This window comes from Agromyces sp. GXQ0307 (genome assembly GCF_044769845.1).
GTDB lineage: Bacteria > Actinomycetota > Actinomycetes > Actinomycetales > Microbacteriaceae > Agromyces.
Genome location: NZ_JBIZVY010000001.1, coordinates 638,079 through 662,217, shown reverse-complemented (window position 1 = coordinate 662,217; position 24,139 = coordinate 638,079). Strand labels below are relative to the sequence as shown.

Here is a 24,139-nt window from a genome sequence, read left to right as displayed (position 1 = left end):
ATCGGTCCTGACGAGACCTCGGCGACGCCCGCCGTGAACCCCCGCGGCATCGGCCGCGGCGGCGACGCCCACCCCGGCACCGCGCGCGGCCGCGGCCCGCGCGAGAGCCTCTTCTCGCGCACGGGCGCGATGCTCGTGATGGCGGTCTTCACGCTGTACTTCCTCGTGCCCATCTGGTGGCTGCTCGTGGCCTCCACGAAGGACCGAGGCCAGCTCTTCAGCACGAACCCGCTGTGGTTCGCCGACTTCCAGCTCTTCGAGAACATCGGCAACCTCGTCGCGTACCGCGACGGCGTCTACCTCCGCTGGATCCTCAACAGCCTGCTGTACGCCGGGCTCGGCGCCGTCGTCGCGACGATCCTCGCCGCGATGTGCGGCTACGCGCTGGCGAAGTACCGCTTCCCTGGCCGCGAGACGATCTTCAACATCGTGCTCGGCGGCGTGCTCGTGCCCGCCACGGCGCTCGCGCTCCCGCTGTTCCTGCTGTTCAGCCGGGTGCAGCTCACCGACACGTTCTGGGCGGTCTTCCTGCCGAGCGTCGTGAGCCCGTTCGGCGTGTACCTCTCGCGCGTCTTCGCCGAGGCATCCGTGCCCGACGAACTGCTCGAGGCGAGCCGGCTGGATGGCGCGGGCGAGGTCCGCACGTTCTTCACCGTGTCGATCCGGCTGATGTTCCCGGCGCTCATCACGGTGTTCCTGTTCCAGTTCGTGACCATCTGGAACAACTTCTTCCTGCCGCTGATCATGCTGCGCAGCGAGGAGCTGTTCCCGGTGACCTACGGCCTCTACGCGTGGAACTCGACCATCAACCAGTTCCCCGAGCTGCGCACGTACGTGCTCGTCGGCTCGCTGCTCTCGATCATCCCGCTGATCATCACGTTCCTGCTGCTTCAGCGCTACTGGCGCACGGGCCTCGGCACCGGAGCCCTGAAGTAGACACCCCGCCCGGGGCATCCGGGCGAACCACCCCACCGAGAAGAGGAAACCATGCGACACACGAAACGAGCGGTCACCGCAGCCCTGCTCACCTCCGCCGCGCTCGCCCTGACCGGGTGCGCCGCCGGCGACGCGTCCTCGGGCGGCGACGCCGCCTCGTGCGAGCCGGCCGGCGAGGACGTCACGCTCGAGTTCACGAGCTGGATCCCCGGCATCGAGGACGCGGTCGCGGCCTGGAACGAGGAGAACCCCGACATCCAGGTCGAGGTGCAGACCGGACCCAACGGCAACTCCGGCACGTACCAGAACTTCTTCAACCAGCTCGAGGCGGGCAACGCGCCCGACCTCGGACAGATCGAGTACGACGCCCTGCCGAACTTCCGCGTGCAGGACGGCCTGGAGGACCTCGCCGCGTGCGAGGACGTCGTGGCGGCCGAGGACCAGTTCCTCGAGTGGACCTGGGGGCAGGTCTCGCTCGGCACCGACGACCAGGTGTACGGCATCCCGCAGGACCAGGGCCCGATGGCGCTCTTCTACCGCAGCGACCTGTTCGAGCAGGCCGGCATCGACGTGCCGACCACCTGGGAGGAGTACCGCGAGGCAGCGGTGACGATCCGCGAGCAGGGCGGTTACATCACGAACTTCTCGCAGACCGACATCAACCAGTTCGCCGGCTTCGTCTGGCAGGCGGGCGGGCAGTGGTTCGCCAACGACGGCGACGCGTGGACCGTCGAGCTCACGAGCGACGAGTCGATGACCGTGGCCGAGTACTGGCAGGACCTCATCGAGAACGACCTCGTCTCCACCTACCCGGCCTGGACCGACGAGTGGAACAACGCCTACAACTCGGGCGAGGTCTGGACCTGGAACTCCGCGGTCTGGGGCGCGAACTCGATCGCGTCGGGTGCGCCGGACACGGCGGGGAACTGGTCGGTCGCGCTCGCTCCGCAGTGGGAGTCGGGCGGCGCCGCCGCCGGCAACTGGGGCGGTTCGTCGATCGCGGTCTTCAAGGGCACCGACCACCTGTACGAGTCCGCGAAGTTCGCGCTGTGGCTGAACACCTCCGACGAGGCCCTCACCATCCTCAACGAGCAGGCGGCGATCTACCCGGCGACGAAGGCCGGCCTCGAGCTGCCGACCCTCACCGAGGGCGTCGAGTTCTACGGCGGCCAGGCGATCTACGACGTGTTCGCCGAGGCGTCGGCGCAGGTCGACCCCGACTTCGTGTGGGGTCCGACCATGACGCAGACCTACGCCGACGTGTCCGACGGGTTCAAGGCCGCGGCATCCGGCAGCGGCACGCTGCAGGAGGCGCTCGAGAAGGGCCAGTCGTCGACGATCTCCGCGCTCGAGGCCCAGTCGATCCCGGTCGCCGAGTAGCCGGAGCTCGAGATCCGTTCCCGTGCCGCGGGCGCCGGTTCACGCCGACGCCCGCGGCACGGCTGCGCCGGTGGGATGATCGGGACATGACCCTCCCCGTGCCCGGCGTCCCCGCGGAATCGGACGAACCGGGCGGCGACAGCTACGCGGCGCTGCTCGTCCCGGCGCCGGCGGCGTCGCGCGATGCGGTCCTCGCGGCGCTCGGCCGGCTCGGGTTCAGCGGATGGCTCGCTCCTCCCGACCGCGGCTGGCTCGTCGCGATCGCGGTGCCGGGCGACGGGACGATCACCTCCGGGCGACGCGGCGTGCTCGACGCCGCGGCGGCGCTCGCCGAGGCGCTGGCCGCCACCGTGTTCGCATTCCGCGTGCGGCTGGACCGCCAGCTCGTGATCGCGGCGTGGAGCGCCGACGAGGAGCTCGGGCGCTACTCGAGCGACCCCTCGCGGGAGCCGGGCGCCGACGAGGAGGTGCTGGACGACCCCTTCGGCGCCGAGTACGCCGCGGCCTTCGCGACGGCGGCCGGGCGTCCGGATTCCTCCGAGGAGCTGGGGGAGGTGCTCGCGGAGACGCTCGACTCCGACAGCGTGTTCGAGTCGGAGCGGCTCTCCCGCGTGCTCGACCTGCTCGGGATGCCGGGATGGATCGTCGCCTCGGCGTCGTTGCCCGGGGAGATCCCGACCGGGCCGGACGTGCGCGGGTTCGTGCGGATGGGCGCGGGGTCGACCGGCGCCGCCGGCGCCCTGCGGGGATGGATGACGGCGCGCGTGCGACGCCGCACGCCGCCGCCGCCCGCGCTCCCCGACCCGCCGCGGGCGGACGATCCGGGCATCGATCCCTGGCTGCTCTGAACGCCCGGCACTGCCGGGATCGCGATCGCCGGAGCCGTCCGCGATGCCGAGTGCGCGACGTTCATCCCGCCCGGCACGAAGGGCGGCCTCACGTACGAGACGGCGCGCGGGCGCGCGGTGGCGACGGTTCTGCTGTGAGCGGATCGCCCTGTCACGCGACCGTCCCCGTGCGTAGCCTCGGCTCATGGGCGAGACGATCGAGTTCCCGGGCGAGCACATCGAGACGAGGGTTCCGCGCCGGGCGAGGCCGCTCTGGCGGGACGTGCTCGGCGACGTGCTGCGCGACGAGCGGCTCGAGCAGGAGCGCATCCTGACGGAGGTCGCACGGACCGCCGGGGTGTCGCCGCAGTACCTGTCGGAGGTCGAGCGGGGGCGGAAGGAGGCCTCGTCGGAGGTGCTCGGCGCCGTCGCGGACGCCCTCGGACTCGAGCTCGTCGACGTCGTCGGCCGCGTCGCCGGCCGGCTCGCGCTCCGCGAGATCCACGGTGTCCCCGCGAGCGGGATCGCCGGGATGCACCGGTCCGACATCGCCCCGTCGGTCGCCCCGGGGAGCGGTGCGCCGACGAACGCCTACCTCCTCGCCGCCTGACCGAGACCGACGGGCACCTGCGCGCTGAGCACGTGGTCGGCGAGGCCGTAGTCGACCGCGGCCCGCGCGGGCAGGATGAGGTCGCGATCGGTGTCCGTCCGGATCGATGCCGCACTGCGACCCGTGTCGGCCGCGAGCGCCGCCTCGAGCTCTGCGCGCACCCGCAGGACCTCGTCGGCGTGCAGGATCAGGTCGGGCACGGTGCCGCGGCCCTGCGTCGACGGCTGGTGCAGCGTCACCGTGCTGTGCGGCAGCATCGATCGCTGCCCGGGGGCACCACCGGCGAGGAGGACGGCCGCGGGACCGCCCGCACGGCCGACGCACGTCGTCGCGACATCCGCCCTGATGTGCCGCATCGTGTCGTAGACCGCGAGCGCGGCGCTCGGCGAACCGCCGGGGGAGTTCACGTACAGGCTGATCGGCGTCTCGCTCGACTCCGAGGCCAGGTGCAGGAACTGCGCGATGAGCACGTTCGCGACGCCGTCGTCGATCTCGGTGCCGAGGTAGACGATGCGCTCCGAGAGCAGCCGGCTGTACACGTCGAGCGAGCGCTCGACACCGCCGCGCTTCTCGACGACGTAGGGGATCGTGAACGAGGTCATGCCGGCACCCCCAGCCCCGCGACGGCGCGCGGTTCGAGCGGGAACAGCTCGTCGAGCCGCTCCGTCACGTGGTCGATGAAGCCGTAGTCGACGGCCGACTCGGCGGTGTACCACCGGTCGCGGAGCGAGTCCTCGCGCACGCGCTCGACGGACTGCCCGGTGTACCGGGCGATCAGGCCGAGCACGGTGTCGCGCGTGTACCTGAGGTCGTCGGCCTGCAGTTCGATGTCGACGGCGGTGCCGCCGATGCCCGCCGATCCCTGGTGGAGCAGGATCCGCGAGTGCGGCAGTGCGGCCCGCTTGCCGGGCGTGCCGGCCGTGAGCAGGAACTGGCCCGCGCTCGCCGCCATGCCGACCGCGATGGTCGCCACGTCGTTCGGGATGGCGCGCATCACGTCGTGGATCGCGAGCATGGCGGGCACCGACCCGCCGGGCGAGTTGATCCAGAACCGGATGTCGCGGCGCGGGTCGTCGGCCGCGTGCGCGACCAGCTGCGCGCAGATCCGGTTGCCGCCGGCCTGGTCGAGCTCGTCGCCGAGCACGATGATGCGCTCGTGGAAGAGCCGCCGGGTCAGTTCGGCGTCGATGGGCTGGACGGGTGGGCTCTCTCGATCGGTCATGGGCCCAGCCTCGCCCTCCGCGCCCCCAGTCCGGGGCCGATGCCGCTCAGGGCAGCGCTGCTCAGGGCAGCGCGCGTGGTCGTGGCTTAGATTGACACGGAGGGAGGTCTCCCACATGAACGCGACCGGACGTGCCGCGTCCGACCCGGACGGGGTCGACGTGCTGCAGCCGTACGTGCCGCGCATGGTCCGCTACTGGGATGACGAGACGCCCGGCCGTCGGCACCGATCGGTGCACGGGACGATGGCGCTCGTCGACATCTCGGGATTCACCCGCATGTCGGAGCGTCTCGCCCGGTACGGCAACGTCGGTGCCGAGGAGGTCACGGAGGTCATCGACGGCACCTTCGACCGCCTGCTCCCCGCCGCGTACGCCTTCGGCGCGAACCTGCTGAAGTTCGGCGGCGACGCCCAGCTCCTGCTGTTCACGGGGGAGGACCACCACCTGCGTGCGGCGGCCGCGGCGCACGACATGCGCTCCGAGCTGCGGCGGATCGACGGGTTCGCGACGAGCGCGGGGAACGTCTCGCTGCGCATGTCGATCGGCGTGCACAGCGGAACCTTCGACTTCTTCCTCGTGGGCGGCTCGCACCGGGAGTTCATCGTCGCGGGGCCGGGCGCCACGCGAACCGTGGAGATGGAGGGGGCGGCGACCGCCTCGCAGATCCTGCTGAGCCCCGAGACCGCCGCCCTGCTGCCGCGCTCGAGCGTGGGCGCCGTGCGTGGGCCCGGCCGACTGCTGCGCCACCGACCGGAGGTCGAGCAGTCGGGATTCCTGGCCGCCGAGTCGCCGGAGGTCGACCTGCGGCAGTTCGTGCCGGTCGGGCTCCGCCGCACGCTGCAGAGCGGCACGATCGATCCGGAGCACCGACCCGCGGCCATCGCCTTCCTGCACTACGCGGGGTTCGACCGGCTGGTCGCGGACGACCCGGAGCACGCGGCCGAGGTGCTCGACGACCTCGTCGCGGAAGTCCAGCGGTGCGTCGACGACCACGGCGTGACCTTCCTCGCGACCGACATCGCCCCCGACGGCGGGAAGATCATCCTCACGGCGGGCGTTCCCGACACCGCAGGGAACAACGAGGAGCAGATGCTGCTCACAGCGCGGGAGATCCGACACGGAGCGCCCAAGGATCTTCCGGTCCGGCTCGGCATCACGTCGGGGCACGTCTTCGCCGGTGCCGTCGGTCCCGCGTACCGACGGACGTACACCATCATGGGCGACGCGGTGAACCTCGCCGCCCGCATCATGGCCGCGGCGCCGGCCGGTGAGGCGTTCGTCACGAGCAACGTGCTCGAGGCGTCGCGCACGACCTTCCGGATCACGGAGTGCGAGCCGTTCCCGGTCAAGGGCAAGCAGCAGCCGGTGCAGGCGTACTCCGTGGGCGAGCCGAGAGGGAGCCGTGCCAACGAGCAGTTCGGCGGCACCCCGCTGATCGGCCGCGATGCCGAGCTGGCGGTCCTCACCGGGGCATGGGCCGACGCCCGCGAGGGGCGCGGTCGGATGATCGACGTCACGGGCGACGTCGGCATGGGCAAGTCCCGCCTCCTCGCGGAACTGCGCGCCACCGCCAGACCAGAGCGTGTGATCACCGCGGAGTGCCGGCTCTACCAGAAGGCGACGCCGTACTTCCCCTTCCGAACGCTGCTCCGGGCCGCCTGGGGGTTGGAGGGCCTCGACCCGGAGGCGACCCGGGCTGCGCTCGCCGAGCTGGTCCGCACCCACGCTCCCGATCTCGAGCCCTGGCTGGCGCTCATCGGCACGCCGCTGGGGCTCACGCTGCCGGAGTCGCCGGAGGTCGCGCAGCTCGACGACCAGTTCCGCCCCGCCCGCACCCGCGCTGCGGTGGCGCAGCTGCTCCGTGCCACCGTGCGCCAGCCCACGCTCCTCCTCATCGAGGAGGGCCAGTGGATGGACGAGGCGTCCAGGGACCTCCTCGGGACGCTCATCGCCCAGGTCGAGGACGTACCCTGGCTCATCATCGTCAGCCGGCAGCCAGGCGACCAGGGCTTCGTGGCCGACGAGGGGCCGGCGGTCGCCCACGTCGACCTGCCGCCGCTCGACGTCGCGCAGGCCACCGAGCTGATCCAACGGGCCACGGTGGGCACCCCACTGCTGCCGAACCAGGTGGCCGCGCTCGCCGCCAGAGCGGAGGGGAGTCCGCTCTTCCTGCTCGAGCTGCTCCAGGTGCTCCGCGGCGGCGCCGCGGTCGACTACCTCCCGCAGTCCATCGAGGGACTCATCGCCGCGCGGATCGACCGGTTGCCGCCGGCCGACCGCAACCTCCTCCGGCGCCTCGCGGTGCTCGGCGCCGGCTTCCGACAGGAGCACATGCCGGCCGTGCTCGGTGCGATCGTGACCGACGTCGGCCGGCAGGTGACGACCCTGCGACGTCTCAGCGGATTCCTCTCCGTCGACCGGAGCGGATGGGTGCAGTTCCAGCACAGCCTCATCCGCGACGTCGCCTATGCGGGCCTGCCGTTCAAGACTCGTCGGGAACTGCACGCGCAGGTCGGCGACGCGATCGCCGCGGCATCCGCCGGGAACACCTCCGGGCAGGTCGAGCTCCTCTCGATCCACTACTCGGAGGCCCACCGATGGCCGGAGGCGTGGAGCTCCTCGCGTGATGCCGGGAAACACGCGAAGGAGATCTACGCCAACCTCGAAGCGGCGACCTTCTATCGCCGAGCGATGAACGCGTCGCGCTACGTCGCCGACCTGGCACCCGCTCAGGTCGCAGACGTCTCCGAGGCCCTCGGCGATGTGCTCGAGCAGGCCGGCCTGTTCGAGGAGTCCGTCGAGGCCTATCGGCAGGCCGGCCGTCTCGTCCGGGAGGATCCGATCCGTTCCGCCGGTGTCCTGTTGAAGCGCGCCCGCGCCCGGGCGCGCACGGGTGCCTACGCCGCTGCGTATCGGGACCTCACGACCGGTCGGCGCCTCGTCGCGGAGATCGGGAGCGCCGAGGCGCTCGGCGCGACCGCCCGGCTGAACGCCCTGAACGCGCAGATCCGGCAGTTGCAGGAGCACATGCCCGCCGCAGTGCGTCTCGCCGAGCAGGCGATGGTGGAGGCCGAGGCGTCCGGGGAGCGCGAGGCCCTGGCGAGGTCGTACCAGGTGCTCGACGCGGCCTATGTGATGTTGGGCCAGTCGTCGAAGGCGGTCTACGGCGAGCGTGCCCTCGCGATCTACGAGGAGCTCGGCGACCTGCCGGGTACGGCTGTCGTGACGAACAACCTCGGGGGGCAGGCCTACTGGCAGGGACGGTGGGAGGACGCCGTCGGCTTCTACGCCCGCGCCCGCGATGCGTTCCTCCGCGCGGGGAACGAGGCGGAGGCGGCGACGTGCGGGGCGAACATCGGCGAGGTGCTCGTCAGCCAGGCGCGGTTCGCGGAGGCCGAGGAGGTGCTCGTGCCCTCGGTCCGCGTGCTCCGCGCGCACGGACTGGTGGATGCCGCGATCTTCGCGGAGATCCAGCTGGCGCGGTTGCTCCTGCTCCGAGGCGACGACGGGGCGCTGGAGCGCCTCGTCTCCATCCATGCCGAGGCGGTCCGCACCGGCCAGGTCCAGTCGGCGATCGAGGCGGCGATCCTCGTCGCCCACGGGCTCGTGCTCGACGGGCGGCCCGAGGAGGCGCTGGGCACGCTCGCCGAGGCGGAGGAGGGCGCGGGTGGAGAGGCCGAGCTCTACGGAAGCACCATCGCGCGCACGCGAGCGCTGGCGCTCGCCGCCCTCGGTCGTGCCGCGGAGGCGCGGGACGTGGTCGCGGTCGGACTCGCGCAGGCGCGCGAGCAGGGGCTGGAGTTCGAGATCGCGCAACTCCGCATCATCGAGGCCGATCTCAGCGAGGATCCGTCGGCGGCGCGGATGATCCGCGCCGAGGCGGAGGAGGTCCTCCGAGGGCTCGGCGTGGTGGGCACCACGCCGAACCCTCGAGGGTGACGGTCGCCGATCGCGAGCGGCGGGTCAGCGCATCTTCGGGTCGCCGATGCCGACGACGCTCCAGGTCGTTCGCATCTCGGTCGCCGAGTAGATGCCGGTGGTCTCCTGGACGATGCACCAGGTGTGGCCGGACGGGATCACTCCGGTGTCGATCGAGCCGGGTACATCCGGGGTCGCGTACGGATCGCCCGCGCACCAGGGCATGTCGACGAAGTCGAGCGGGCCGTCGTCGTCTTGGTCGTACTCCAGGCGGTTGGTGAACGGGCTCGCCGAGGGCTTCGGCGCGAATGCCACCGTCCCCTCGTAGGCGGCCGGCTGCGGCGGAACGACGTCGATCGGCACGAAGCTCAGCGTCTCGGCCTCGACGTCCACGTCGAGCGTGTACGGCTTCAGCACGCACTCGGAGCCGTCGGTGTTCTCCAGCCGCGTGAAGCTGCCGTAGACGGTGCCGACGTCGATCGTCGCGGTGCTGTTCTCCTCGGTGCAGCCGAGTTCGCCGTCGAAGCCCGAGCCGAGGGTGAAGACGGTGTCGAACGCGGGGTCGTTGCCGAAGTCCCAGCTGCCCTCGAGCGAGACCTCGCCGCTCAGCGGGCGCAACTCGACGGAGTCGAACTCGGACGACGGCTCGATCGTCACGTAGCAGTTGTCATTCGGGCCGGAGTCCGGTCCGGAGTCCGACGCATTGCGGCAGTTGACGATCGGCGCTGCCGACGTCGCGGTCGCGGTGTACGGCGCGGTCGTGGTCCCGTCGGTTCCCTCGCCGGAGATGATGCCGCCGCCGGAACGGACCTGGAAGGTATCGACCTCGACGCCGCCCTTCGAGGCGACGACGTCGACCCGGACCGACCCCTTCAACTCCAGGTCGAGGCTCGCGCGCACCGCATCGGGCACGCCGTCGAGCTCGACGGCCAGGAATTCGGTGGTGTCCACGCGCGCGCAGGGCACGCCGGTGGAACCGCCGGTCTTGATGCCGATGGAGCCGTCCTTCAGGCCCGGACCGCGGTCGCTGCCGTCGATGGAGGCGAGTGGACCCTCCACGGTGATCTGGCAGTTCTTCGGCGTGCCGATGGTCTGGGTGATCGGGTCGCCGCCGTTGCTGTAGACGAACCGTGTGCCGTCGCTGCCGAGATGCAGCCGGAGGGTCTCCTCGGTCGTCCCGGTTGCGCTCAGCGCCGTGGCTCCGATGCCGAGGGCGAGCGCCGCGGACGCCGCAGCGAGGAGTGCGAGTGATCGAGCCGTGTTCATCCTGGGCCTCCTGGAGCGCAGGTGATCCGGGCGCGGGGATGGCACCCGAGGTCACGAATGCGCTCATGCTATCGACGCGTCCGTCTCGCCACGACCCGCGTACTGGGGGTGCGACCGCGATCGTGACCATTCCGCGACCCGGGCGATGGACCGGCCTTCACCGGATGCGCGATCCGGTTGGCCCCTCCCGGCCGGGCGCTCAGCCGGCGCGCGCGACCGCGGGACCCTCGCTGAACTGGCACGCGGTCGCGGTGAGTCGCTCGTCGGGATCGAGTCGGCCGAGCACGGCGCCGGCGATCTCGTAGAGCTGCCGGAGCTGGTCGGGCGAGAGCGCATCGAGCACGTACTGCCGCACGGTCTCGACGTGGCCTGGCGCCGCCTCCGTGATGAGCTCGAGGCCGGAGTCGGTGATGGTCGCGTTCGTCGCACGGCGGTCGGTCGGGCAGGGGAAGCGCCGGATCAACCCGCGTTCCTCGAGCCGTCGGGCGACGTGGGAGAGCCGGGGGAGCGTCGCGTTCGTGCGAGCGGCGAGGGAGGTCATCCGCATGGTCCGGTCGGGTGCCGATGCGAGCGCCATGAGGGCGGCGTACTCGAAGTGCGTCAACTGGACGTCGTGCAGGAGCTGCTGGTCGAGGACGCCGGGCAGGAGCTCGGTGAGCGCGACGAGCCGCACCCAGGCGGCCGATTCCTCGGTGTCGAGCCAGCGCGTGTCATCCGTCATGTCCGACATCCTCGCACATTCAGTTGACGCGACAACTGAATGTGGCTATCGTGTTGGTTGTCGCGACAAGCTTGTTGCGACAAGTTATCGCGTCGCACGGCGCGGGAAGGACATCATGACGACCGTCAGCATCATCGGGAACGGCAACATGGGCACCGCCATCGGCGGCATCGTGGCGGCCGGAGGAAACACCGTCGAGTACCTCGGCCGCGACGCGGCCGAGCCGGTGACGGGCGACATCGTCGTCCTCGCCGTGCCGTACCCGGCGGTCGGCGAGATCATCGAGGCGCGCCGCGAGCAGCTCGTCGGCAAGGTCGTCGTCGACATCACGAACCCGCTGGACTTCGAGACCTTCGACTCGCTCGTCGTCCCCGCCGACGGTTCGGCCGCGGCCGTCATCGCCGCAGCCCTGCCCGAGGCGCGCGTGGTGAAGGCCTTCAACACGAACTTCGCCGCGACGCTCGCCGCGAAGACCGTCGGCGGCACCCAGCCCACCACGGTGCTGGTCGCCGGCGACGACGAGCTCGCCAAGCGGGCCCTCCTCGACGTCGTTCGCGCCGGCGGCGTGAACGCGGTCGACGCCGGCGCGCTGGCGCGCGCTCGCGAGCTCGAGTCGGTCGGCTTCCTGCAGCTCACGCTCGCCGTGCAGGAGAAGGTCGGCTGGAACGCCGGCGTCGCGCTCGTCGCCTGAGCCGGTCCCTCGCGCAGCGCCTTCGGAGTCATCGGCTCCGGGGGCGCTGCCCTTGCCTTCCGAGCCACGCCGACGCAACCCGTTGACTCCATTCCCGGCCGGGAGGAACGTTGAGGAGACGGATCGCGGTCTGCGACCGCGATGCCGGAAGCACCGAACGCCGGGAGGAGCACGACATGAACGGCGACCCGCTGAACCCCTGGGAGGGGCAGGACCGACTGGGACCAGCCGGAGACCTCAACCCCGACACACCCGACCTCACCGGGACGATCAACACCGCGGGCCTCGCGAGCGCGTTCCCCGGCGAAGAGGCGGCGGAGCGCGAGGCGCGCGATGCCGAGCAGACCGCGGCCGGCGGCGTCGGCGACACGGGCCCGGAGCCCGCCCCCGACGCGAACGACCTCGAGGCCGACAACGAAGTCGAGGAGGAGACCGTCGAAACGGTCGACCCCGCGAACCCGCCGGCCTGAGAGGCCGTTCGACCCGGGCGGCTCCGGGCAGCGCGGCTAGCGTGAGCGCGTGGACTGGACCGACTGGTTCGCCTGGTTCGACGCACGCGACGCCGACCTCGCGCGCGAGGTGCTGCAGCGCGGCATCGCGGCCCTCTTCCTCGTCGCGTTCCTGTCGACACTGAACCAGTTCCGGCCACTGCTCGGCGACCGCGGACTGCTTCCGGTCCCGACCCTGCTGCGTGCGGTCGACGACGCGGAACGGCGCCTGCGCGAGCGCGCGGAGCGTGCGGGCGAGCACGTGGGCCGCCTCGGGCGCACCCGACGTCGCGGGTTCCTCGGGCCGACGATCTTCCGTCGATGGGGCTACACCGACGCCCGCCTCGTCGCGGTGTGCGTCGTCGGCATGGTGCTCGCGGTATCCGTCGTCATCGGGTTGCCCCAGCTCGGCCCGCCGTGGGTGCCGATGCTCGCCTTCCTGGCCATGTGGGCGCTCTACCTGTCGATCGTGAGCGTCGGCCAGACCTTCTACGGCTTCGGCTGGGAGATGCTCCTCTGCGAAGCAGGGTTCCTCGTCGCCTTCCTCGGGTCGCGCGAGGTTCCGCCGCCGCTGCCGACGATGGTGCTCGTCTGGTGGCTCGTCTTCCGCCTCGAGTTCGGTGCGGGCATGATCAAGATCCGCGGCGACCGGGCCTGGCGCGATCTCACCGCGCTGTACTACCACCACGAGACCCAGCCGATGCCGGGACCGCTCAGCCGCCAGGCCCATCTCCTGCCCGCGTGGTTCCACCGGCTGGAGGTGATCGGCAACCACGCCGCGCAGCTCGTCGTGCCGTTCCTGCTGTTCGCCCCGCAGCCCGTCCGAACGATCGCGGCGGCGATCATCATCGGGACGCAGCTGTGGCTGGTGATCACCGGCAACTTCGCGTGGCTGAACTGGATCACGATCGTGCTCGCCTTCGGAGCGGTCGGCGACGGGGTCGTGCGGTGGCTGCTGCCGTGGTCGCCGCGCGACGCGATCGAGGCGCCGACGGATGCGGCGAGCCCGCCGTGGTGGATCGCGACCGTGCTGCTCGTCACCGCGCTCATCCTCTGGCTCAGCCGCCATCCGCTCATGAACCTCGTCTCGAAGCGGCAGCTCATGAACGCGAGCTTCGACCGGTACATGCTGGTCAACGCATACGGCGCGTTCGGTTCCGTGACCCGGCAACGCGTGGAGGTCGTCGTCGAAGGCACGGCCGACGACCCTCGGAACCCGGCCGCGGAGTGGCGCGAGTACGGCTTCAAGGGCAAACCCGGCGATGCGCGCCGGATTCCGCGCCAGTACGCGCCGTACCACCTCCGCCTGGACTGGCTCATGTGGTTCCTGCCGCTCGGCCGCATCGAGGAGGCGTGGTTCCAGCGGTTCCTCGAGCGACTGCTCGAGGCGGATGCCGCGACGCTTCGCCTGCTCGCGCACGACCCGTTCGACGGCGCACGGCCGCGATCGGTGCGGGCCCGCACCGAGCTCTACCGGTTCAGCACGCGATCGGAGCGCCGCCGAACGGGGCAGGTCTGGATGCGACATCCGCTCGGCACCGCGATACCGCCGCTCACGCTCGACGAACCCGCCGGCCCCGACCGCGACGTCGGATGAACACCATGCATCGACCGGCATGAATCCGGTCTCGCGTCGGAGAGAATGGCCGAATGGACTTCTCCCTCGAGTTCACGCCCGACCTGCTGGCCGTGTTCCTGACCCTGTTCGTGCTCGAAGTCGTGCTCGGCGTCGACAACGTGATCTTCATCTCGATCCTCGCCGCGAAGCTGCCGGTCGAGCAGCAGGCGAGGGCCCGCAACCTCGGCCTGACGCTCGCGATGCTCATGCGCATCGGACTGGTGTTCGCCGCCGGTTGGATCATCACGCTGAAGGAGGACCTGTTCGAGCTCTGGGGCATGGGCTTCTCCGGTCGCGACCTGATCCTCATCGCGGGCGGTGTCTTCCTCGTCTACAAGGCCGTCTCCGAGATCCACCACAAGCTCGAGGGCGACGAGGAGCACACGACCGGCGCCGGCACGGCGACGTTCGGCGCCGTGATCGCGCAGATCCTCGCGCTGGACATCGTGTTCTCGCTCGACTCCGTGATCACCGCGGTCGGCATGACCGAGAACATGATCGTCATCATCACGGTCGTCGTGCTCTCGTTCGGCATCATGCTCGTCGCAGCGCGCTACATCTTCGCGTTCGTCAACCGCCACCCGACGGTGAAGATGCTCGCGCTGTCGTTCCTCCTCCTCATCGGCGTGTTCCTCGTCGCCGACGGGTTCGGCGTCAAGATCGACAAGGCGCTCATCTACGTGCCCATGGCCTTCGCGATCTTCGTCGAGGCGCTGAACCTCGCAGCCGCGGCCCGCAAGCGGAAGCGTGCGGGTGAGAAGCCGGCTGAGCCGGTGCACCTGCATCAGCAGTACGTCGACGACACGGGGACGGCGCTCGAGCCCGCGCATCGCGACTGAGCGCCGGCGCCCGCCGTCGCGGCCGGCTCAGGCGCCGCGCAGGTAGTCGAGCTGCGCCCTGACGGATGCCTCGGCGGCGCCCCGCACCGCGGGGTCGATGTCGACGTACACCGTGTCGGTCACGGTCTCGACGGTCGCGGCATCGCCCAGCCGCGCGAGCGCGGCCCGGACCTGGTCGAGCCGCTCGGCGCGATGGGCGAGGTAGGCGTCGCAGATCGCCGCGAGGTCGGGGAGCGCTGGACCGTGCCCGGGCAGCACCGCGACCCGGTCGCCCGAGGCGGCGGCGGAGATGCCGATCGTGAGCAGCCGGTCGAGGGCCTCGAGGTACGGCCCGAGCGCGCCGTCGGGGTGGGCGATGATCGTGGTGCCGCGCCCGAGGACGGTGTCGCCGGTGAGCACGGCGAGCGGCGCGGCATCCGTCTCATCGGGCCTGCGGAGTGCCACGCACATCGAGTCCGACGTGTGACCCGGCGTCGCGAGGATCTCGAGTCGGAAGCCGCCGGCCGTGATGGTCTCGCCGTCGGCGAGCGGCTCGGCGGCGCGGCACCAGACCGGGTCGATCGCCCGGACGGGCGCGCCGGTGAGCTCGGCGAACCGGTCGACCGCGTCGGTGTGGTCGGGATGGCGGTGGGTGACGAGCACCAGCTCGACGCCGCCCTCGGCGAGCCGCTCGAGGTGCGCCGCATCCGCCGGCCCCGGATCGACGACGACCGAGCCGCCCGCGCCGCCGGTCCGCAGCACCCAGGAGTTCGTGCCGTCCAGCGTCATCGGCCCCGGGTTCGGCGCTCGCACGAGGGCCACGCCGTCGGGGAGCGGGGGAGCAGCGGCGGTCTCGGCCATGTCCGAAGTGTAGCCACCGGCGTATCCTGATCGGCATGCAGGGCGAGGTGGACTCCGACGGCGAACCGACCGTCGGGTCGGCGGCCACGGTCGTGATCCTGCGCGAGGGCGTCCGAGGTGTCGAGGTGCTCCTCGGCGAACGCAATCACCGAGGATCGTTCGCGGGGGCGTGGGTGTTCCCGGGCGGGGCGGTCGACGAGGCGGATGCGGCGGGTGATCCGATCGACTCGCCGGCCGCGGCGCGGCGGGCCGCGGTGCGGGAGACGTTCGAGGAGGTCGGGCTCGAGCTCGGCGTCGACGACCTCGTCGAGTTCGCGCTGTGGAGCCCGCCGAAGGGTGTGCCGAAGCGGATGCGGACGCGGTTCTTCGCGGCGCGCGCGCCCGAGGCCGAGGTCCGGCTCGCGACCGACGAACTGCTCCGGGTCGAATGGTTGACGCCGACCGAGGCGCTCGAGCACCACGCCGACGGGGCGATGACCCTCTTCCCGCCGACCTGGGTGACGCTGCACGGACTCCGGAACGCGACGGATGTGGGTGCGGCGCTCGCGCAGCTCGACGCGCACGAGCTGCGCGCCTACGTCGGTCGTTTCGACGACGATCGGACCACGTTGTACTGGCAGGAGGACGAGCACTTCCACACGGACGACCGGGCGCATCGCGCGGTGCCCGACGACGGGCCCGATGCCGACGGTCCGCGCCACCGGCTGATGATGGACCGGCTGCCCTGGGTGTACCTGCACTCCTTCTGACCATCGTCGCGAACGCGCTCTGGGCGACCGGATTCGCTAGACGGTCTAGTAACGAGTTCGTGTAGTATCGGCGGGATGTCTGACGAGCGATCCTCGGGGTACTGGTATTCCGCCGATCGCACCCGAAGAGGGGTCGCGGTCCTGAATGCGCTGCGCGATTATCGCGCGGCCGAAGCGGCGATGCGCCGAAGAACCCGTTCGGCGATGCGCATGGGGGAGACGGACCTCCTCGCCATCCGTCATCTGCTGAAGCGGGAGGGGGAGGGCCGTACGGTCAGTCCGAAGGACCTCGCCGCCTACCTCGGCATCTCCTCGGCGTCGACGACGGTCCTCATCGACCGACTGGTCCGCAGCGGGCACGTCGAGCGCCGCCCCCATCCGACCGACCGTCGCGCGCTCGTGATCGCGCCGACCATCGCCAGCGACGACGAGGTGCGTGCCACCCTCGGCGACATGCACCGCCGGATGATCGAGGTGGCGGAGGGACTCGAGCCGGACGAGGCCGTCGCGGTGCTCGACTTCCTGGGGTCGATGCGCGAGGCGGTCGACAGTGTGCGCGACGTGCGCGGCGAGGAGGCGCAGGCCGCGCCGGTCACCGCGATCGACGCGGCGCGCTCGGCCACGGCCCGCTGACGACGCTGTTGCCCCGCGGTCGTTCTGTCAACCCCGCATGCGGGAATTGTCGTGCCGCTCGCGGTGGCTGATACTTCTCGAAAGCAGTTGTCCCGGAAGATGCTAGTTAGATAAACTAGCGAAACTGTCACACAGCAGTCGGACAGCACCTGAGTCGGCCGACGGCCGAGGAGAAGAGGCCGCGGATGCACGGGTCCAACCCCATTGACGGCCCGGCCTCGCCGCCGGGTCCGGTCGGCTTGCCCGGCGTGGGCGTCCGCACCGATCCGACGCGCCGGACCGATCCCGCGATCGGACACGATTCCGGGCCGCTCCGGCCGCTCGACCCGAGCGTCCGGACCGATCCGGCCGCCATGCCCGTCGTCCCCGCCGTGACGCCGCGCCCGGCTCCCGCGCCCGGCTACGACGCGCCCGCCCCGCAGCAGGCGAGCCCCGCCGAGCCCGCCCCGCGGTACGAGTTCCTCGAGCACATCGGTTCCGGCGGCATGGCCGACGTCTATCGCGCGCGCGACAACGAACTCGGTCGGCACGTCGCCGTCAAGCTCTTCCGCGAGGGCGAGGAGACCGTCGCCGACCAGCAGCGACGCGAACGCGAGATCAAGCTGCTCAGCGGGCTGACGCATGTCGGCCTGGTGCCCGTCCATGACGCCGGCCGCCTGATCCATGCCGGCATCGAGCGTCGCTACCTCGTGATGGAACTCGTCGACGGACTCTCGCTCGCGCACCGCATCGCCGAGGGGCCGTTGAAGCCCCGCCAGGTCGCCGACATCGGCGCGCAGGTCGCCGACGTCCTCAGCTACGTGCACGGCCGCGGCGTCGTCCATCGCGACGTCAAGCCGGAGAACATCCTCGTCAGCGAGGTGCCCACCTTCGGCTACACGCTGATGACCCGCCTCGCCGACTTCGGCGTCGCGCAGTTCGTCGACGGGACGAGGCTCACCGGCCACGGCACCATCATGGGCACCGCCGCGTACATCTCGCCCGAGCAGGCGCGCGGCGAGGAGGTCACGGCGGCGACGGACATCTACTCGCTCGGCCTGGTACTCCTCGAGGCGTTGAAGGGCGAACGCGAGTACACCGGCACACCCATCGAGGCTGCGCTCGCCAGACTGCACCGACCGCCGGAGATCCCCGACGACCTCAGCCCCGAATGGCGCTCGATCCTGGGGGCCATGACCGCCGACGATCCGGCCGTCCGGCCGAATGCCCACGACGTCGCGAGCACCATGCGCGATCTCATCCGGCTGATGATCCTGCAGACGCAGGTGCGCAAGGGCCGGTTGCCCGTGTGGGCCCGGGCGAACGGCGACGCCGCCGCAGGGGCCGACCGACGCCGGCGTTCGGCGGGCATCGTGGGCATCGTGCTCGGCGTGATCGGCGTGGGCATCGCGATCGTCGTCGGCATCGCCGCGAGCACCGGCCTCATCGGGTGACGGCCATCGCGGTGGTCGGCGCGGCGAGCCGACCGCACCCCGACGGGTCTCAGGCGTAGCGTCGCAGCCATGTGGAGACGCGTGGCCGGTGCCATCCAGAAGCCCGAGCCGGCGGTGCAGGCCGAGGTGACCGCCGATCGGGACCCGAGCGCCCCGGAGGTGCGCGTACGCGCCTTCCGGATCGGGTTCATCGGCGCCCTCGGCGTGCTCGTCGCGCTCTTCGTGGGCGGGATCGTCGGACAGCTCAGCACCGTCATCCTGTACATCGCGCTCGCGCTCTTCCTCGCGCTCGGCCTCGACCCGATCGTGAGCTGGCTGCAGCGCCGGGGGATGCCGCGATGGGTTGCGATCCTCATCGTGTTCGCATTCGTCATCGGCCTCTTCATCGGGCTCATCGCCACCATCGTGCCGATCGTCGTCACGCAGATCACCGAGGTCGTCACGAACTGGGAGCAGATCGTCGACGACCTGAAGCAGAGCGACCTCGTGGCGTGGATCGGTTCGTTGACCGGCAGCAGCACCTGGATCGAGGACGGCATCGCGTCGATCGGCGACTGGCTGGGCAACCCGGACAACATCGGTGCGCTGACCGGGGGGATCCTGGCGGTCGGCGCCGGCATCGCGGGCGGGTTCACCGGCGCGACGATCGTCCTGATCCTCACCCTGTACTTCCTCGCCTCGCTCGACGCGATGAAGCGGTACGCGGCGCGTTTCGTCCCGGCATCCTCCCGCAACGGCTTCGTCGACGTCTCGCAGGAGGTCACCGGCTCGGTCGGCCGCTACGTGATCGGGCAGGTCGGCCTCGCGTCGATCAACGGCGTGCTGAGCCTGATCTTCCTCTCGATCATCGGTGCGCCCGCACCGATCTTCCTGGCGTTCGTCGCGTTCATCTGCTCGCTCGTTCCGCTCGTCGGCACGCTCACCGGCGCCGTCATCATCACCCTCGTGAGCCTGACCGCGTCGCCCGCGACCGGCCTGGCCGCCGGCATCTACTACCTGGTCTACATGCAGCTCGAGGCCTACGTGCTGAGCCCGCGGATCATGAGTCGCGCCGTCGCGGTGCCGGGCGCGCTCGTCGTGATCGCGGCGGTCGCGGGCGGGACGCTCGGCGGCGTGCTCGGCGCGCTCGTCGCCATCCCCGTCGCCGCGTCGCTCATCATCATCGTCGAGAAGGTGATCTTCCCCCGGCAGGACGCAGCGTGACGAGCTCGCTCAGAACCAGATGCTGAGGTGCGGCGTTCGCGTCGACGCGAACATCCGGTCGGCCAGCTCGAGGGCGCCGTTCGACGACGCCGCGATCCGCCCCGCCCGGGCGAGCACCGACGGACGCACGCCACCGAGGTAGATCGACGCGAGGTCGCGCACGTCCAACTTCAGCGACCGCGGCTCCGCCGCCCGCGCCGCGGCGCGGGAACCCGCGCCCTCCACACCCGCGGCCCGGGCACGGGACCGCTCGCGCTTCGGTGCGGCGGAGGCGGCCGGGGTTCCGTCGCCCGCGGCATCCGTCGACCCGTCGGAGCGAGGGACGTGCACGACCGCACGCCCGTCGGCCGACGCGAGCAGCGTGTAACGGCCTGCGGCGTAGCCGAGCGGATCGTCGATGTCGAGCACGAGCTCGCCCGCCGCGCCGTACCGGCGGGCGCCGAGCGCGGCGGCCGCATCGACGATGCGCACCCACAGGTGATCGGTCGTCTCACGCACCGACACGGCCCGCGGGTCCTCGAGGAGCCACTCGATCGGCTCGTCGACCGAACGGAGTCGCCCGCGGACGCCCGTGACGAAGTCCTGCTCGACCAGCACACGCCAGAGCGCACGCTCGGCGTCATCCGTCGCGGCGGCGAACACGTCGAACTCGGCCCACCCGGGCTCGTTCGGCTCGCGCGTGACCCGGAACGTGGCGAAGCCCTGCGGCTGGCCGTGCTCGTCGTCGTAGCGGATGGCGCGCAGCGCACGCGACGCGTCGGACTCCGGATCGACGAGGCCGAGCATCTTGTCGAGCAGGCCCGGCCAGCGGTCGATCTCACCGGGCGTGCGCGCCACCGCTCGTCGCGAGATCGCCGCGGCGGCATCGGGGAGCGTGGCCGGCTCGACGAAGTGGACGCGGCCGGGCGCCGTCGGGCCCACCCACCGGGCGCGCCGGCGGTCGACCTCGAGGGTCGTCGCCCGCGCCGCGGGCGCGTAACCGTAGCGCCCGTAGATCGTCGCCTCGGTGACGGTGAGCATCGCGACCGCGGCGCCGGCACGCTGCGCCGAGCGGAGCTCGGCCTCCATCATCGCGCGGGCGATCCCGCGGCGCCGGTGCGTGGGGGAGACCGTGACCGAGCTGACCGCCCAGCCGTCGACGCTCCGGCCGCCGGGGACACTGAGGCCGGTCGGCCAGCTCGAGACCGTCGCGACCGGCACGGACGGGGCGGGGACGCCGGGGTCGAAGACGCCGTGCAACCGGCGCTCGCCCATGACGCGGCGCTCGTACTCGCGCGTCACCTCGCGCGGGCGGGCGTGGTGGAACCCGCGGTGGTCGGCGTCGATCCAGCCCTCGAGCGCCTCGGAGTCGCTCGGGTCGATCAGGCGGTAGTCGAGTCCCTTCGACGCGAGCGCGCCCTTGGCATCGGGATCGACCGGGATGGAGCGGGGTTCGAACGACACCGATCCAGCCTACCGAGGCTCCCGACGACGGGGTCGGGTGCACGGGTCGGCGTGGAGCTCCTGCTCAGGTCCGCATCAGCGATCCGCCGGCCCGCACGCGGGAGACCGCGTCGACCGTGGCCGCGAGGATGAGCACGCCGCCGGTGACCATGAGGTTGACGCCGGCCGGGAGGTTGAGCAGGCCGAGGCCGTTGGTGATGACGGCGATCACGAGGGCGCCGATCGCGGCGTGCATCAGGCGACCGCGGCCGCCGAAGAGGCTGACGCCGCCGACGACGGCGGCGGCGACGCCGGAGAGCACGATCTCGCGCCCCGCTGCGGCGTCGATCGAGCCGACCTTGCTGATCGAGAACAGGCCGGACACGACGGCGAGGGTGGAGCAGACGATGAACGCCGACCACCGGATCAGCATGACCTTGACGCCGGAGCGGCGGGCGGCTTCGGCGTTGCCGCCGATCGCGTAGAGGTACCGGCCGAACCGGGTGCGGTCGAGCACGAAGGTGCCGATCCAGAGGATCACGAGGACGATCGGCACGACGATGGGCACGCCCTCGACGATGCCGACGGACTGTCCGCGGTTGCGGCTGAGGACCGCGATCGCGGCGCCGCCGATGACGGCGATCACGCCGAGCTTGATCCACACGAGCGCGATCGTGCGGTTCGGGACTCCGGCGCGGGTGCGGCGGGCGCGGTCCCAGAAGGACATGCCCGCGGAGACCGCGAGGATGACGCCCAGCATGAGCCAGCCGGCCCAGACGGGCATGTTGGAGTTCTGGATGTCGCGGATCTCGGGGATCTGCACCCGGTAGAGGCCGCCCGACCCGATGATCATGAGCGTCAGCCCCTGGTAGCCGAGGAACAGGCCCAACGTGACCACGAAGGACGGGATGCCGACCCTGGCGACGAAGAAGCCGATCAGGGTTCCGGTGAGGATGCCCGCGGCGAACGCGATCGCGAGGGCGATCGGCCAGGCGATCGCGTGCACGTTGACGAGCACGATGAAGAGGGCCATCGTCATGCCGCTGGTCACGCCCGCGGACAGGTCGATCTCGCCGAGCAGCAGCACGAAGACGAGCGCCATGCCGAGCATGACGAGCGTCGCGGCCTGCGTGAGCAGGTTGGCGAAGTTGCGCTCGGTGAGGAAGAACGGGCTGAGGAAGCTGAACAGGATGGTCAGCACCACGAGGCCGGCGACGGCGGGCAGGGCGCCCATGTCGCCGTGCTGGATGCGCTGGAGGTAGGCGCGGGCCTGGTCGGCGACCGACCCCTCCTGCCCCGAGCCGATGAGGTCGTTGACGTCGTTCACGCTCGTGTCGGGCGCCGGTCCGGTCGTCTGCGGCGTCTGCGACGTACTCATGCGCTGGCTCCCTGCTGGACCTTGGCACCGGTGATGTACCCGACGACGTCGTCGCGGGAGGTCTGGTCGGCGTCCAGGTGCGCGACCATCTGGCCGAGGTAGAGGACGTCGATGTGATCGGCGACCTCGAAGACGTCGGCGAGGTTGTGGCTGATCAGGATCACCGCGACGCCCTGATCGGCCAGGCGACGGACCAGGTTCAGCACCTGCTCGGTCTGGGCGACGCCGAGGGCCGCGGTCGGCTCGTCGAGGATCACCAGGCGCGCCTTCTTCAGGACCGCACGGGCGATCGCGACCGTCTGCCGCTGCCCGCCGGACAGGCTCGAGACCTTCTGCCGGACGGACTTGACCGTGCGCACGGACAACGAGCGGAGCGTGTCGGAGGCCTCCTTCTCCATGAGGCCCTCGTCGAACGTGCCGAACTCGGTCTCCTCACGGCCGAGGAACATGTTCTGCACGATGTCGAGGTTGTCGCACAGCGCGAGGTCCTGGTATACGACCTCGATCCCGAGCCGCGACGCGTCACGCGGATGATGCAGCGACACCCGCGCGCCGTCGAACGTCACCTCGCCCCCGTCGTACGGCTGCACGCCGGCCAGGCCCTTGATCAGGGTCGACTTGCCGGCGCCGTTGTCGCCGACCAGTGCGGTGACCTTGCCCGGGTAGGCCTTGAGGTCGACCCCCTTCAGCACGCTGACCGGGCCGAAGCTCTTCATGATCCCGCTCAGTTCGATGAGTGGCGCTTCCATGGGCGTTCCTTCCGACATCGTCGTCGTCGCTCCCAGCGTGGCACGCGCGACGCGGCGGCGGGAGAGGGAATCGGTCCCGGGTCGCGGCGGCGTGCCGCGACCCGGGACGTCTGGATGATGCAGCCGACTAGCGCCGGCGGCGGCGGATCACTACTGGATGCCGTACTCGGCGCACTTGGCCTCGACCTCGCCCTGGCAGAGCTCGGCGGGGTCGGCGTCGCCGGCCTCGACCACCGTGATGACCTCCTCGGGACCGACCAGCTGCGGGGTGACCGCGAAGTACGGCGTGCCGTACGGGTCCTCGAGGCCCGGGTCCTCCGGCGTCTCGCCGTTCAGCAGCTGGACCGCGAGTTCGACCGCGGCTTCGGCCTCGAGTGCGACCGGCTTGTAGACCGTGGCGGTCTGCTTGCCGAGGAGCACGTTCTGCAGGCCCGCGATCGACGCGTCCTGGCCGGAGACCGGCACGACGAGGTTGTTCTTGTCGAGCACCGTGATGACGCCGGCGGCGTTCGTGTCGTTGGCGACCCACACCGCGTCGACCTTGCCGTCGAGCGAGGTCAGCGCCTGCTCGAAGTTCGTCGCGGACTTGTCGCCGTCCCACACGCCGGGCGGTTCGGCGGCCGGGGTGATGCCCGCGGCCTCCATGACCTCGACCGCGCCCTCCTTGAACATGGCGGCGTTGTTGTCGGACGGGTCTCCGCCCATGTACACCACGACCGCCTCGGCCGGGTCCTTGCCCGCGGCCTCGAGGCCGTCGAGGATCGACTGGCCCTCGAGCCGGCCCACCTCGACGTTGTCGAACGACACGTAGTAGTCCGCGCCCTCGATCGACCGGTCGTAGGCGATCACCGGGATGCCCTCGGCGGTCGCCTTCTCGGCCACCGCGGCGCCGGCGCCGTTGTAGTCGACGAGCAGCATGACGCCGCAGCCCTTGCTGAGCTGCTGGTCGGCGATCGTCGCGTACTTGTTGGTGTCGCCCTGGGCGTTCTGGATGTCGGTCTCGAAGCCGGCCTCGGAGAGGCCCTCCTCGAGGTACTTCCGGTCGAAGTTCTCCCAGCGCGGCGACGAGGCCGCGTCGGGAAGGATGACGCATGCGCGGGCCGCAGTGGCGTCGTCGCCGCCGTCGCCACCCGAGTCGCCGCTCGCGCAGCCCGCCAGCAGCAGTGCCGACACCCCGGCGACTGCGGCGACGGAGACCATGGATCTGTTTCTCAT

Annotated in this window: 22 protein-coding genes; 13 read left to right on the top strand and 9 right to left on the bottom strand. The window is 71.2% G+C overall.

Annotation, left to right across the window (positions count from 1 at the left end; translation table 11 throughout):
* The first annotated feature begins 129 nt into the window (after positions 1-129).
* The 4 genes from ACIQH8_RS03050 to ACIQH8_RS03035 all read left to right on the top strand — a co-directional run bounded on the left by ACIQH8_RS03050 (position 130) and on the right by ACIQH8_RS03035 (position 3,753).
* Positions 130-936 (top strand): carbohydrate ABC transporter permease, encoded by an 807-nt coding sequence (locus ACIQH8_RS03050; protein ID WP_400995693.1) that lies wholly within the window; start codon positions 130-132, stop codon positions 934-936.
* Positions 937-987: 51 nt separating this feature from the next.
* Positions 988-2,316 carry an ABC transporter substrate-binding protein gene (locus ACIQH8_RS03045; RefSeq protein ID WP_400994607.1) on the top strand — a complete coding sequence of 443 codons (1,329 nt, stop codon included), beginning with the start codon at positions 988-990 and terminating at the stop codon, positions 2,314-2,316.
* A gap of 86 nt (positions 2,317-2,402) precedes the next feature.
* Positions 2,403-3,164 carry a hypothetical protein gene (locus ACIQH8_RS03040; RefSeq protein WP_400994605.1) on the top strand — a complete coding sequence of 254 codons (762 nt, stop codon included), beginning with the start codon at positions 2,403-2,405 and terminating at the stop codon, positions 3,162-3,164.
* A 184-nt stretch (positions 3,165-3,348) separates the two neighbouring features.
* Positions 3,349-3,753 (top strand): helix-turn-helix domain-containing protein, encoded by a 405-nt coding sequence (locus ACIQH8_RS03035; protein ID WP_400994602.1) that lies wholly within the window; start codon positions 3,349-3,351, stop codon positions 3,751-3,753.
* Here the strand turns inward: ACIQH8_RS03035 and ACIQH8_RS03030 are convergent.
* Positions 3,735-4,355, bottom strand: a complete 621-nt coding sequence (locus ACIQH8_RS03030) for a ClpP family protease (protein WP_400994599.1) — start codon at positions 4,353-4,355, stop codon at positions 3,735-3,737. The genes ACIQH8_RS03035 and ACIQH8_RS03030 overlap by 19 nt on opposite strands.
* Entirely contained in the window at positions 4,352-4,975 is a 624-nt protein-coding gene (locus ACIQH8_RS03025; RefSeq protein WP_400994597.1) for a ClpP family protease, read from the bottom strand. The genes ACIQH8_RS03030 and ACIQH8_RS03025 overlap by 4 nt, the downstream gene beginning before the upstream one ends.
* Positions 4,976-5,090: 115 nt before the next feature.
* Here ACIQH8_RS03025 and ACIQH8_RS03020 point away from each other — a divergent pair, with 115 nt between their 5' ends.
* Positions 5,091-8,915, top strand: coding sequence for an adenylate/guanylate cyclase domain-containing protein (locus ACIQH8_RS03020; RefSeq protein WP_400994594.1), 3,825 nt, complete (start codon positions 5,091-5,093; stop codon positions 8,913-8,915).
* A 24-nt stretch (positions 8,916-8,939) separates the two neighbouring features.
* Here ACIQH8_RS03020 and ACIQH8_RS03015 read toward each other — a convergent pair whose 3' ends face one another.
* Together ACIQH8_RS03015 and ACIQH8_RS03010 are read right to left on the bottom strand one after the other, a co-directional pair.
* Complete coding sequence (locus ACIQH8_RS03015; RefSeq protein ID WP_400994592.1) at positions 8,940-10,160, bottom strand: hypothetical protein; 1,221 nt, start codon at positions 10,158-10,160, stop codon at positions 8,940-8,942.
* 199 nt (positions 10,161-10,359) lie between these two features.
* Positions 10,360-10,881: a MarR family winged helix-turn-helix transcriptional regulator gene (locus tag ACIQH8_RS03010; RefSeq protein WP_400994590.1), complete on the bottom strand. Its 522-nt coding sequence runs from the start codon at positions 10,879-10,881 to the stop codon at positions 10,360-10,362.
* Between the two features lie 115 nt (positions 10,882-10,996).
* Between ACIQH8_RS03010 and ACIQH8_RS03005 the strand changes: the two genes are divergently transcribed.
* The 4 genes from ACIQH8_RS03005 to ACIQH8_RS02990 all read left to right on the top strand — a co-directional run bounded on the left by ACIQH8_RS03005 (position 10,997) and on the right by ACIQH8_RS02990 (position 14,517).
* On the top strand, positions 10,997-11,572 hold the full coding sequence (locus tag ACIQH8_RS03005; protein ID WP_400994587.1) for an NADPH-dependent F420 reductase: 576 nt from the start codon (positions 10,997-10,999) through the stop codon (positions 11,570-11,572).
* Between the two features lie 176 nt (positions 11,573-11,748).
* On the top strand, positions 11,749-12,042 hold the full coding sequence (locus tag ACIQH8_RS03000) for a hypothetical protein (protein WP_400994584.1): 294 nt from the start codon (positions 11,749-11,751) through the stop codon (positions 12,040-12,042).
* Between the two features lie 49 nt (positions 12,043-12,091).
* Positions 12,092-13,657 (top strand): lipase maturation factor family protein, encoded by a 1,566-nt coding sequence (locus ACIQH8_RS02995; protein WP_400994581.1) that lies wholly within the window; start codon positions 12,092-12,094, stop codon positions 13,655-13,657.
* Positions 13,658-13,710: 53 nt separating this feature from the next.
* Positions 13,711-14,517 carry a TerC family protein gene (locus tag ACIQH8_RS02990; protein WP_400994579.1) on the top strand — a complete coding sequence of 269 codons (807 nt, stop codon included), beginning with the start codon at positions 13,711-13,713 and terminating at the stop codon, positions 14,515-14,517.
* A gap of 27 nt (positions 14,518-14,544) precedes the next feature.
* Here the strand turns inward: ACIQH8_RS02990 and ACIQH8_RS02985 are convergent, their stop codons facing one another.
* Positions 14,545-15,357, bottom strand: a complete 813-nt coding sequence (locus tag ACIQH8_RS02985) for an MBL fold metallo-hydrolase (RefSeq protein WP_400994577.1) — start codon at positions 15,355-15,357, stop codon at positions 14,545-14,547.
* A gap of 35 nt (positions 15,358-15,392) precedes the next feature.
* Here ACIQH8_RS02985 and ACIQH8_RS02980 point away from each other — a divergent pair, with 35 nt between their 5' ends.
* The 4 genes from ACIQH8_RS02980 (at position 15,393) to ACIQH8_RS02965 (ending at position 19,375) form a co-directional block, all read left to right on the top strand.
* Entirely contained in the window at positions 15,393-16,106 is a 714-nt protein-coding gene (locus ACIQH8_RS02980) for an NUDIX hydrolase (protein ID WP_400994574.1), read from the top strand.
* Between the two features lie 210 nt (positions 16,107-16,316).
* The gene (locus ACIQH8_RS02975) at positions 16,317-16,739 is read left to right on the top strand and encodes a MarR family winged helix-turn-helix transcriptional regulator (RefSeq protein ID WP_400994572.1); all 423 of its coding nucleotides are present in this window, start codon (positions 16,317-16,319) and stop codon (positions 16,737-16,739) included.
* A gap of 353 nt (positions 16,740-17,092) precedes the next feature.
* A complete protein-coding gene (locus tag ACIQH8_RS02970) occupies positions 17,093-18,172 on the top strand; it encodes a serine/threonine-protein kinase (protein ID WP_400994570.1) in 1,080 nt (359 codons plus the stop codon).
* A 69-nt stretch (positions 18,173-18,241) separates the two neighbouring features.
* Positions 18,242-19,375, top strand: coding sequence for an AI-2E family transporter (locus ACIQH8_RS02965; protein ID WP_400994568.1), 1,134 nt, complete (start codon positions 18,242-18,244; stop codon positions 19,373-19,375).
* 9 nt (positions 19,376-19,384) lie between these two features.
* Here the strand turns inward: ACIQH8_RS02965 and ACIQH8_RS02960 are convergent, their stop codons facing one another.
* From ACIQH8_RS02960 to ACIQH8_RS02945, 4 genes are all read right to left on the bottom strand, one after another.
* Positions 19,385-20,818, bottom strand: a complete 1,434-nt coding sequence (locus ACIQH8_RS02960; protein WP_400994565.1) for a GNAT family N-acetyltransferase — start codon at positions 20,816-20,818, stop codon at positions 19,385-19,387.
* Positions 20,819-20,882: 64 nt separating this feature from the next.
* Positions 20,883-22,175: a sugar ABC transporter permease gene (locus ACIQH8_RS02955; protein WP_400994563.1), complete on the bottom strand. Its 1,293-nt coding sequence runs from the start codon at positions 22,173-22,175 to the stop codon at positions 20,883-20,885.
* Positions 22,172-22,924 (bottom strand): ATP-binding cassette domain-containing protein, encoded by a 753-nt coding sequence (locus ACIQH8_RS02950; protein ID WP_400994561.1) that lies wholly within the window; start codon positions 22,922-22,924, stop codon positions 22,172-22,174. Before ACIQH8_RS02950 ends, ACIQH8_RS02955 begins: the two co-directional genes overlap by 4 nt.
* 150 nt (positions 22,925-23,074) lie before the next feature.
* Entirely contained in the window at positions 23,075-24,139 is a 1,065-nt protein-coding gene (locus tag ACIQH8_RS02945; RefSeq protein ID WP_400994559.1) for a sugar ABC transporter substrate-binding protein, read from the bottom strand.